Source organism: Streptomyces sp. URMC 126 (assembly GCF_051386555.1).
In the GTDB taxonomy this organism is placed as follows: Bacteria; Actinomycetota; Actinomycetes; order Streptomycetales; family Streptomycetaceae; genus Streptomyces.
Genome location: NZ_JBPQTX010000258.1, coordinates 1 through 10,214 on the forward strand (window position 1 = coordinate 1; position 10,214 = coordinate 10,214).

A 10,214-nucleotide genomic window follows, 5' to 3' on the forward strand; every position below is an offset into this window, starting at 1 on the left:
ACCCTCTCCCCCACTCCCACCCTCGCCGACCACACCGCAGTCACCAGGGCACGGGGGGATGGGGCACACGCCACTGAGCTGCGGTATTGGCGCACCTCTCCCCATTTTGTATCGTGGAGGAACAAAGCGCGCCCGCTCGCCCGGGGGCGAGTCCGGCGACGCCCGCCCCACCCCCGCAGGAGTACAGCATGCCCAGGTCAGAGTCCATTGGTGCGATCAAGGCCGTACTCCTCGACATGGACGGCACCATCGTCAACTCCGACGCGGTCGTCGAGCGCTGCTGGCGCCGCTGGGCCGAGGAGCACGGGCTGGACGCCGACGAGGCACTGAAGATCGTTCACGGCCGCCAGGGCTGGGCCACCATGGCTCTCCTGCTCCCCGACCGGCCGATGGAACTCAACCACGAGGACAACCGGCGCATGCTGGAAGCCGAGACCGCCGACATGGACGGCGTGGTCCCGGTCCCCGGCGCCCCGGCCTTCATGAGCGCCCTCGCCGGTTTCCCGCACGCCCTCGTGACCTCCGCGGACCGGCCTCTGGCCGAGGCCCGCATGGCGGCCGCCGGACTGCCGATGCCCGCCGTCCGCATCACCGCCGAGAGCGTCGGTGCCAGCAAGCCCGACCCCGAGGGCTTTGTGAAGGCCGCCGCCGAACTGGGCTTCGCCCCGCACGAGTGCGTCGTCTTCGAGGACTCGGGCGCGGGTATAACAGCCGGCCGCGCGGCCGGCATGCGCGTGGTCGGAGTCGGCCCGCGTGCGGCGGCCCACGCCCCCGACGCACACGTCCTGGACCTCACCGAGATCAGCATCGAGCCCGCGGCCGACGGGAGCATGACCCTCCACTTCACCCCCACAAACGACTGATCCCGAACCGGCCCCCCCGGCTCGGCCCACCGCACTGCCCTGCCCTTTCGGCAGAGCCGTCACAGCGCGGGCCGCGCCGGAGGCCGGGCCCGGCGTCCCGCACAGCCTCGCCGGACACATCCCCCGCCCCCGGACGGCGCTACGTCGGACGTCGGCGGCAGCGCGAGAACAGCGCGCCCACAGGTGCAAGGCGCAACCATCGGACGAGGCGTGAGCGACGGCCGATGCCGCGCCGACGACGCGACCAGTGCGCGCTGCCCCTCATGCGGGGGGGTGAGCCCCGGCCCCGCCCTTTCACCGTTTCCCGGGGGCTGCGCCCCCAGACCCCCTTGTCGCGGCTTCGCCGCTCGTCCTCAAACGCCGGACAGGCTGAGGGCACCCCCTCTGGGGGAGTTCGAGGACAGGCTCCAGTTCGGGTGGCCGATTGTTCGGGGGATCAGAGGCGGCTCAGGCCGACTGCGGCTGGGCATCCGCGTTCATCCCCTTCGGCGGCAACGGTCCGCCGGGTGGCTACGGCCGCACCGCCACCCCCGCGCATCGGCAACACGGCCTCGGCCGGACGCGCAAGCCGAATGTCCGGCACGTCCGCCGTGGACAGCGGCTGAACAGCCGCGGAGCCGGACCGATGCCCGGGAAGAGAGCCGGATAATCGATCTGTCTTCGCGCTCGCAAACTCTGCACGGCCCGGTCGTCGGCCGGCCTCACGTCCCGGGTATCGCTCCGGCGTCAGCGGCATCGGCCGGAGGGGGCAGAGGGGCCGGAGGAGGCGGAATGTACCGGAAACCACACCCGACCGCCCCAGCATCCGCCCAAGGGTTCCGCCTCAAACCGGCCCGCACCGGCGATGGCCGAGCACGACCGCACACGGCCGGGACGGACACGCCGCCCGACCGCCGCCTCCGCCCTAGCTCCCTCAGGCGAACTGACCGGGCCGGTAGTCGCCGGCGGGCGTCTGAACGATCACGTTCATACGGTTGAAGGCGTTGATGAGGCCGATGAGGAACACCAGGGCGGCGAGCTGCCGCTCGTCGTAGTGCTTGGCGGCGTTCGCCCAGACGTCGTCGGGGACGCCGCCGGCCGCGTCGGCGATGCGGGTGCCCTGCTCCGTCAGCTCCAGGGCGGCCCGCTCGGCGTCGGTGAAGACCGTGGCCTCCCGCCAGACCGCGACCAGGTGGAGGCGGGTCGCGTTCTCCCCCGCGTGGACGGCTTCCTTGGTGTGTATGTCGGTGCAGAAACCGCAGCCGTTGATCTGGCTGGCGCGGATCTTCACCAGTTCCTGGGTGGCGGCCGGCAGTCCGGAATCCGTTACGACCTTGCCCGCCGCGACGAGGTGCTTCGTGAACTGGGTGGTCTGCGGGTCGCCGAAGAGGTTCAGGCGCGCGTTCATGTGAACTCCTGTGTCGCGTCGCTTTCGCTGTCACCTCTCTGACGGAACGGACCGGCGCGTTGTGACAGGTCTCTGCGTGACCTGCGTCTCATGTCTCGCGGCCGTGACGACGCGGACGTCCGGCCCGCAGCGCACCGCGAGGCAGGCCGACGGGAAGCCGCCCGGATCCGCGGGGCCGCGAAAGGCACCCTCAGACCGTAGGGGACCCCGCCGGAACCCCGTCAGGGTCCCCTACGGGTCAGACCCCGACGCCCGCCCGTTCCGCCAGCCCCCGCAGCTCCGAAGGAGCGGAGCGGCCGGCGAGGAGCGTGAGGTCACGGATCGCGGTCCGTGCGGCCTCGTGCCCGCGCACGGTCTCCGGGGCCAGGCGCTCGGCCGCGAGGAAGCACTCCACGGCGTCGGCGACGTGCCGGAGCTGGGCATGCGCCCGGCCCAGGTCGACGGCCAGCCGCGCCTGCCGCTCGGTGGACAGACCGCTCGCGTCCACCCTCAGACCGGTGTCGAGCGCCTCGCCCGCGTCGCCCAGCTCCACGGCGACGGCCACCGCCTGGATCTCCACGTCGGTGGGGCCGAACTCCAGGTTGAAATCGTTCCGGTCGCCGCCGACGCGCCGCGCCACGGACCGGGCGCGTCCCGTCTCCCGGAGGGCGGCCGCGCGGTCGCCGCGCCGCGCGTGGACGAGGGCGAGCACGAGGTGGAACGAGCCGAGCAGCGACAGTTCCTCCGGGGTGGACGCCGCCTCGTCACCGTGCCGGCCGAGTGCGTCCACCGCGGCCTGCGCGACGTACTCCGCCTGCTCGTACCTCCGGAGCCGGAGGCAGGCGTGCGCCAGTCGGCACGTCCCCGCGAAGACGTCGAGGACGTGCCCCGACATCTCCGCCGCCGAGATGGACCGGTCGGCGGCCACCCATGCGGCGTCCGCTTCGTTCCGCCGGGTGAAGGCGGCCGAGAGCGCCTGATACGTCCGCGCGAGGAGGCCGTACGCCATCGCCCGCTCGCGTTTGCCGGCCGTGCGCGCCAGCCGTTCGAGGGCGGGCAGCAGCGAGTTCAACGCCGGGCCCAACTCGGCGTGCCTGTCCGCGTGGGCCAGGGACCACACGCGCTCGACGTCCTCCCGGAGGTCGGCGAGCGGCGGGGCGGTGTGCCGCGCGTCCGGTGGAAGGGATGCGTCCGGTGGAAGGGATGCGTCCGGTGGGACGGATGCGTCCGGTGGGACGGATGCGTCCTGCGCGGCGGAGGAGAGGAGCGTCCCGAGTACGGGGTGTCCCGAGAGGAGAAGCCTGACCCGGCTCAGGTGGTCGTCCCCTACGGGCCGGTCCGCCTCCCTTACGGGCCTGTCCGCCACCCCTACGGGCCGATCCTTCACCCCTACGGACCAGTCCGTCACCCCTACGGGCCGGTCGACCGCCCCTCCGGACGACGGCGCGTCGGGGCGCAACTCGCTCACCGACACCCCGAGTCCGTCCGCCAGCCGGTGCAGTACGTCCAGCCGGTTGACCGGTTGGATCCCGCGCTCGACCTGGGAAAGCCAGCTGGTCGTACGGTCGAGACGGGCCGCCAGCTCCTTCTGCGTCAGACCGCGCCGCGTCCGGAGCTCCGCCACCAGCGCGCCGAACGCCCGCCGCTCATGGCCCAGTTGCCGTCGCCCGTCGTGGGTTTCGTGTCCCGCATCGGCCACCGGCCCGCTCACACCCCTCCGCCGGCGCGTCCGCCACCGGCCCGTTCTTTCCCGGCACAGTTCACGTCGTGTCGCTCCGACAGAGCGGTATCGAATCCAAAGGCGCACGCTCCACGCACGACGGTGAAGTGCCGTGAGTGAGCCCGCCGTTCATGGACCACGAACGCCGTCCGATCCTCGGCACGCGCGCCACGGAAGACACGTACGCGCGTTTTGTCCGCCACACGACGCGTCGCGCGAACGAGAGTTCCCGCCTCACGACGCCGAATTTGCCCGGCCGTTCGCGAGACCAGGGCGTCGAAAGCGTTCGCGGGCCCGGTGCGACGCAAAGCGGACCGGGCGTCCAGGCCGTAACCCGCAGCCATCGGCGTTCTCCCCTCATGTCGCACCAAGAATCGCAGAGCTCCGGCAGTTCGGTATAGCCGCAGTATTTCTTGACTCGCAGAAACACTGCGAGTAGCGTCGCGGTCACGCAGCCGGGCCCACCGGACCCGTTGCGGGGGGGCGTCAATTCGCGTACGCGCAAAGGCACTTCCCGGACGTACACGGCAAACACACGCGACGGGCTCAAGCGACGGACGCACACGAGGAACGCGCCCGGCGAACCCGCCCGTGAGCGCGCTCAACGGAACAACGCGAGACGGACATACGAAAAGGCCCCGACAGGTATCCGCTCTCCGGTGCTGGACCACCGTGCGAGCCCCGCCGAGGCCGACATCCCACCCCTGAGAACAGCAGGAGCTTCGATGCGTCCCCAGAATAGCGGCCGAGAGGCCGCGGCGGCCCGACCTCTCACTTACCGGAGCCTCCGATACGCCTCCCCCGAGCGGCGCGGGCACCTCGGCGAGCGGCTCACCGCCGGCCCGTCGACCGCCGGAGCGGGATCCCGACCCACTGACAGCGGCCCGCGCATGACCTCGTACCGGACGTCCGCGCCTCCGGCCGACGGCTCCGTCGCGACCGTCGTCCCGCACCGGTTCTGCGCCCACCCGCCGTCCGCCTGGTCGGTGGTGGACGGCATGCGGACATGCGGCGCGTGCGGAACGCGCCGGGCGGACGACTACGGGGCACTCGCCCTCGCTCTCGAACTCCCCGAGCGGGTAGGGACGTTCGATCCTCCCTACCACCGCCGGGGCAGTATGACGAACTCTTCCGGCGCCTCCCCTTCGTACGGCACCCCCGGCGCCCCCAGCCCCTCCGGTTCCGCTTCGACGCGCCGCGCGGAACTGCTCAGACGCGTACGCGAGGCGAACCGATGGAGCGTCAGGGACCTGCCGTGAGGAAGCCGCCGGCGGCGCTCCAGGGCCGGACGGGGGGTTCGCACAGCCGACGGGTGGACACGCACCCATGCCGACGCGTCCACCCGCTCAGGGCGTGCCTTCACTTACCCCACAGCCGCCTCGTACAGACTGAAACCGGCCAGGGCCAGCATCACCAGAGCGGCGACACGGGTGATCAGCGTCAGGGGCACGTATCGCATCAGGGTCCGGCCACCGACAATGCCCAGGGCCGCCACGGCCCACAGCCCCAGGACCGCCCCGAGGCCGACGGAGACGGGGTCGTCGTAGCGAGCCGCGAGGTTCGCGGTCATGATCTGGGTGAGATCGCCGAACTCGGCCGCCAGGATGAGCATGAAGCCGGCGCCGGACACCTTCCAGAAGGACTGGTCGGCCGGCTTCCTGACCTCCTCGTCGTCGTCATCCTTCTTGAACAGCAGCATCGCCGCGCCGATCAGGAAGGCCGCGCCGACGATGGCCTGGAGCAGGCGGTGCGGGAGGAGGGTGAGCAGGCTGCCCGCGGCGAGCGCCAGGGCGACGTGCACGACGAAGGCGGCGGCGACACCGGCGAAGACGTACGACGCCCGGTAGCGGGTACCGAGCATGAGCGAAGCCAGGGCGGTCTTGTCCGGCAGCTCGGCCAGGAAGATCACGCCGAAGACCAAGGCGGTGACGGTGAGGCTGATCACAGGTTTCCTCTTCGGTGGGGCTGCCGCACCGGAAGGGGCCTGCCCGGGGCCCCGGAGATCGGGCCCTAGGGGTTTCAGGGGTCGCTTCGGCACGGCAGCGTCATGGACACTGCGGCCGAAGGTCTCGCTGGCCGGCACCCTTACGGGTACGGCCTCCGGGCGCCGGCCGGGCCCTGGGCCCAGCAGTATGTCGACGGTCCGGCGAAGAGCTACTCCCCTTCTGCTCCCCTCAGGGTACGGGACGAGAGCGGCCGCCGTCGCCCCGCGTTTCCACTGTTTCCACGGAGGCGGGCAGGACGGGAGGGGCACCCAATGCGCACGGAGCGGCCGGGGCGGAATGGGGCAGGGCGGGGCGGGTCGGGCAGACGAGGCGGACCGCCGCCACAGAGCCGCCCGCCCGGATTCGACCATCTGTTCCGCTTTCCGTGACGCGTCGGAAGTCGCACGCTGTCATCAGGGGGACCGAGCGACCGGTCGGTTCCGGATACCCGAGAACGCCGGGAGGGCGTGAAGAAACCGCCGGAGCGCCCGGCGCACACCCGAAGCGCTCGAAGCGAATGAAGAACTTGAACTTGCAAGTATCGTTAGGGGTACCTAACCTTTGGACCTCTCGTCGTATCCGTCCCCGACACGAGGAGCAGTCCCATGCCCCCCACGCCTACTCAGGCCGCCCCCCATTCGGCGTCCACCTCCCCCGGTGGCGCCCCGCTCACGGCCCGCCTCGACGCGGCCCGGCCGTACGTCCTCTCCCTCTTCCGGATCGTCGTCGGCCTGCTCTTCGCCTGCCACGGCGCCGCCTCGCTCTTCGGCGTCCTCGGCGGCGCGGCCGGCACCAACGGCGGCACGATCGACGCCGGCACCTGGCCCGGCTGGTACGCGGCCGTCATCCAGCTCGTCTGCGGTGTCCTGGTGATGCTCGGCATCGGCACGCGCGGCGCCGCCCTGATCGCTTCCGGTTCCATGGCGTACGCCTACTTCGACGTGCACCAGAAGCTGGCGCTGTGGCCCATCCAGAACGGCGGTGAGGCCTCGGCGATGTTCTGCTGGGCCTTCCTGCTCCTCGTCTTCACCGGCCCCGGCCCCATCGCCGTCAGCCGGCTGTACTCCCGCCGCTGAGCCACTCCCCGGGCCCGCACCGCCGACCGGCTCCGGGAGCGCCGCCGCGGGGCCGCCTCCGGCGGTGCGCTCCCGGCGGCGGCGCTCCCGGGCGCTCCACGTCGGCGGGCCGGTGACGACGTCCTCCGGCCGCTGTGCAACCACCGCCCTCAGGGGCTCCGGACACTTTCCTCGGAGCCCCTGAACGCCATGACGAGGGCCTCAGGGCCGCCCTTCGAAAACCCGGGGCGAGACCCCAGGCCCCCTTAAGGCACGGCGAAAGCCGCTGACCGAAGCGCGTCCAGAGCCACTAGGGGTAGGGGCACGCCGTAGAGCCACTAGGGGCACGATCCGAAGCCGCCGGAAAGGCGGGACCGGCTGCCCGTAGGGGGGCCGACCGCCTCACCCCCTAGGGGCCTACGCCCCTCCCTTAGGGGCCTATTGACGCCCCCAGGGGCGGGACGAAAGACGCCAAGAGTGCAGCCAGGGACACGTGATGCGTACTACATCACGCGCCCCCCTTCACTTGCCTCAGGAGCCTCAGGCGTACTCTGTACGGTTGTGAAGGCCGCTCCTGCCGCTCCCCTGCGACATCGCGGCGGGGGACCGTACCAGGAGATCGGACGTGCTGGATCAGTTGGGGGCGTTGGCCGACACGCCATGGATATACGCAATCGTCGGGCTTTCGGTGCTGCTCGACGTCTTTCTGCCGGTGCTGCCGAGCGGAGTGCTCGTGATCACCGCGGCGACCGCGGCGGCCGGCTCCGCCGTGGGCACCCACGGCCACACCGCCCTTCCCGAGATGTTCGCCCTGGTCATGTGTGCCGCGACCGCCTCGGTCCTGGGTGACCTGGTCGCGTACCGCCTCGCCTGGCGCGGCGGTGACCGGTTCGACCGGGCCATCGCCCGTTCGCGCCGCCTCACGGCCGCCCAGGAACGGCTCGGCACCGCGCTGCTGCGCGGCGGCGGCGCGCTCGTCGTCGTCGCCCGGTTCGCCCCGGCCGGCCGGTCCGTGGTCAGCCTGGGCGCGGGCGTCATGCACCGCAGGGTCCGGGAGTTCCTGCCCTGGTCCGCCCTCGCGGGGCTGACCTGGGCGCTCTACAGCGTCTTCCTCGGGTACTTCGGGGGCCAGTGGCTCGGCGCGACGTGGATCGGCACGGCCGTCTCCGTCTTCGCCCTGTTCCTGGCGGGCGCGGGCGCCGCGTTCCTCGTCCGTCGCCCGCACGAGCCGGAGGCGGCGGTGGAAGCCGGCTGACGGATACGCTCCGGCCGGCCGTCGGCACGTCCGCCCGTGGCCCCGCCGAAGCGGCACCGGCCCGTCCTGACACGAACGGCCCGGCCCTCACACGAGGGTCCGGGCCGTTCGCCGTCCGTCCTCCGGCTCCTTCCTCCGGCTCCTTCCTCCGGCGCGGCCCTACGAGATGCGCCCGGGAGGGGCGCCGCGAACCGTTCGCCGTCCCCGCCACACCCGCATATCGTGACGGGGTGTCACCAGCAGAACTGCCCGCCGACGTCGCGGAAACGCTCGGCATCCTCCTCGACGGGGACGACCCGGTGCGCCGTGCGCTGCGCGCGCAAGTCCCGCACGTGCGGGTGACCGGACGCTGCGGCTGCGGATGCGGCACCGCATTCTTCGCCCTGGACGCCGACGGGGTGACGCCCGCGCCCGCGTCGGCGTTGGCACCGGCACCGGCACCGGCCACCGAGGGGACCGTCGTGGCCGTCGCCGCGCAGTTGTTCACCGACGACGGGGGGTGCCCCGGGGAGGTGCTCGTGTTCACCCAGGGCGGTTATCTCGCGTGGCTGGAGGTCTGCTCGTGGAGCGACGGCGTCGAGGTGACGCTCGACACCGCCCGCTCGTGGCTGAGGGCGCGGTCGCGGACCGGCGCCTGACCGCGCGGCCCTGCCGCGCCGACGGCTGAACGGGCGGCCGACCTCAGCGTGGATTCCGGCCGTCCGCCCCCGGCCAGGCCGGCCGCCGAGGTCACCGGTTGTCCCGTCCTGCCCGTAAGGGTGGTCCCGTACGGAGCCCTCCCGTACGGGACCACCCTTAAGTGACCACCCTTAAGTGACCACCCTTAAGTGACCACCCTTAAGTGACCACCCCTACGAGGCCGCCCGCGCAGGACCGTCCGTCGCTCGCGAGAGCGTCCGCGCGTCCGTCACGCGGCCCGTAGGGGCACGGCCGCCGGCGCCATCATCGGTTCCGCCAGTCCGACGGACCGTCGAGAATCCGATGGATCGCCGGCAGGCCGGCTGCCGCCGGAGGTGGCGTCAGTAGATCTTCTTCAGGACGCCCTGCTTGGCGAAGGGGGCCAGTCCGTTGCGCCACAGCGAGTCCACGCGGCTGCGCTCGTTGGTGTTCGGGTAACGGTTGGTGCAGGACGGGCCGGGGCCGCCGCCGGACATCAGCTCGCTGCACGGGCCCGAGTAGTGGTCCGGCAGGCCGAGGACGTGACCGGTCTCGTGGGCGGTGACGCGCACCGAGTCGTACTGCTGGTTCTGCCGGTAGTCGAGGAAGATGTACCCGCGACCGTGGCCGTCGGTGCTCGCGTACGAACCGCGCGAGTCGTTGCCCTCGTAGTACCGGAAGTCCGCGTTGGAGCCCGCCTGCAGACGGACGTTACGGACGGAGCTGTTCCATATCTGCGCGCTCTGCGCTATCTGGTTGGCGAAGCTCGGCGCCTGGCGGGCGTCGTACGTCACCGTGACCGTGCGCAGCCCGGGCGACGCCGCCTGCTTGGCCTTCGCGGACTTCATGACGGCGTCGAAGAACGCCTTGTTGTTCGCCTCCTCCTGGGCGGAGCCGACGTACGACGATCTCGTCATGCCCTGCCCGGCCTGCGGCGCCTGGGCGGCGGCGGACGCCGGGACAACCGCCGTGGTGGCGGCGACGGCGAGGCCGAGGGCCGCCGCTGCGACCAGGGCGGAGCGCTGGGTGGAGCGCTTGAGGGAACGCTGCATGGAGTGGTTCATGTGGGGGACTCCATTTCCTGCGGTGGGCCGCGGGGCCGCGCGGGTGGGACGCGCGGCCGGACGGCGCACCGGTGAAGTGTCTGGTTCCGCAGAGTGTCTGCCGAGCCCTCGGCGCCCGGGATGATGCCAACCGGCGATAGCTTCGGCCAATCACCCCCGGGGCCCGCGCCCTGCGCCCCTGGACCCGCCCCGACACCGGAGCGCACCCGTCCGCGTCCGCCCCACCGGCTCCGACCCACCGCACCCGTC

9 protein-coding genes are annotated in these 10,214 nt (G+C 72.1%); 5 read left to right on the plus strand and 4 right to left on the minus strand.

The window, feature by feature from the left end:
* Positions 1 to 188: 188 nt before the first annotated feature.
* Positions 189 to 863 (plus strand): HAD-IA family hydrolase, encoded by a 675-nt coding sequence (locus ACSNOK_RS25345; RefSeq protein ID WP_436783078.1) that lies wholly within the window; start codon positions 189 to 191, stop codon positions 861 to 863.
* A 913-nt stretch (positions 864 to 1,776) separates the two neighbouring features.
* Here ACSNOK_RS25345 and ACSNOK_RS25350 read toward each other — a convergent pair.
* Both ACSNOK_RS25350 and ACSNOK_RS25355 read right to left on the minus strand, forming a co-directional pair.
* Entirely contained in the window at positions 1,777 to 2,250 is a 474-nt protein-coding gene (locus tag ACSNOK_RS25350) for a carboxymuconolactone decarboxylase family protein (protein ID WP_436783079.1), read from the minus strand.
* A 238-nt stretch (positions 2,251 to 2,488) separates the two neighbouring features.
* Entirely contained in the window at positions 2,489 to 3,928 is a 1,440-nt protein-coding gene (locus ACSNOK_RS25355) for a helix-turn-helix domain-containing protein (RefSeq protein WP_436783080.1), read from the minus strand.
* Positions 3,929 to 4,839: 911 nt separating this feature from the next.
* Here ACSNOK_RS25355 and ACSNOK_RS25360 point away from each other — a divergent pair.
* On the plus strand, positions 4,840 to 5,208 hold the full coding sequence (locus ACSNOK_RS25360) for a DUF6255 family natural product biosynthesis protein (protein WP_436783081.1): 369 nt from the start codon (positions 4,840 to 4,842) through the stop codon (positions 5,206 to 5,208).
* 104 nt (positions 5,209 to 5,312) lie between these two features.
* On the opposite strand, the gene ACSNOK_RS25365 is transcribed toward ACSNOK_RS25360, so the two are convergent.
* Positions 5,313 to 5,894, minus strand: a complete 582-nt coding sequence (locus tag ACSNOK_RS25365; protein WP_436783082.1) for a TMEM165/GDT1 family protein — start codon at positions 5,892 to 5,894, stop codon at positions 5,313 to 5,315.
* Between the two features lie 645 nt (positions 5,895 to 6,539).
* Between ACSNOK_RS25365 and ACSNOK_RS25370 the strand changes: the two genes are divergently transcribed.
* The 3 genes from ACSNOK_RS25370 (at position 6,540) to ACSNOK_RS25380 (ending at position 8,882) form a co-directional block, all read left to right on the plus strand.
* Complete coding sequence (locus ACSNOK_RS25370) at positions 6,540 to 7,010, plus strand: DoxX family protein (protein WP_436783083.1); 471 nt, start codon at positions 6,540 to 6,542, stop codon at positions 7,008 to 7,010.
* A 604-nt stretch (positions 7,011 to 7,614) separates the two neighbouring features.
* Positions 7,615 to 8,244 carry a DedA family protein gene (locus tag ACSNOK_RS25375; RefSeq protein ID WP_436783084.1) on the plus strand — a complete coding sequence of 210 codons (630 nt, stop codon included), beginning with the start codon at positions 7,615 to 7,617 and terminating at the stop codon, positions 8,242 to 8,244.
* A 230-nt stretch (positions 8,245 to 8,474) separates the two neighbouring features.
* A complete protein-coding gene (locus tag ACSNOK_RS25380; protein ID WP_436783085.1) occupies positions 8,475 to 8,882 on the plus strand; it encodes a hypothetical protein in 408 nt (135 codons plus the stop codon).
* Between the two features lie 381 nt (positions 8,883 to 9,263).
* Here the strand turns inward: ACSNOK_RS25380 and snpA are convergent, their stop codons facing one another.
* Complete coding sequence (gene snpA, locus ACSNOK_RS25385; RefSeq protein ID WP_436783086.1) at positions 9,264 to 9,965, minus strand: snapalysin; 702 nt, start codon at positions 9,963 to 9,965, stop codon at positions 9,264 to 9,266.
* Positions 9,966 to 10,214 lie beyond the last annotated feature (249 nt).

What these genes read in the sequence shown, in the direction of transcription:
- ACSNOK_RS25370 (WP_436783083.1), top strand. Translation starts at nt 6,540, where the DNA reads ATGCCCCCCACGCCTACTCAGGCCGCCCCCCATTCGGCGTCCACCTCC.
- ACSNOK_RS25360 (WP_436783081.1), top strand. Translation starts at nt 4,840, where the DNA reads ATGACCTCGTACCGGACGTCCGCGCCTCCGGCCGACGGCTCCGTCGCG.
- snpA (WP_436783086.1), bottom strand. Translation starts at nt 9,965, where the DNA reads ATGAACCACTCCATGCAGCGTTCCCTCAAGCGCTCCACCCAGCGCTCC.
- ACSNOK_RS25350 (WP_436783079.1), bottom strand. Translation starts at nt 2,250, where the DNA reads ATGAACGCGCGCCTGAACCTCTTCGGCGACCCGCAGACCACCCAGTTC.
- ACSNOK_RS25345 (WP_436783078.1), top strand. Translation starts at nt 189, where the DNA reads ATGCCCAGGTCAGAGTCCATTGGTGCGATCAAGGCCGTACTCCTCGAC.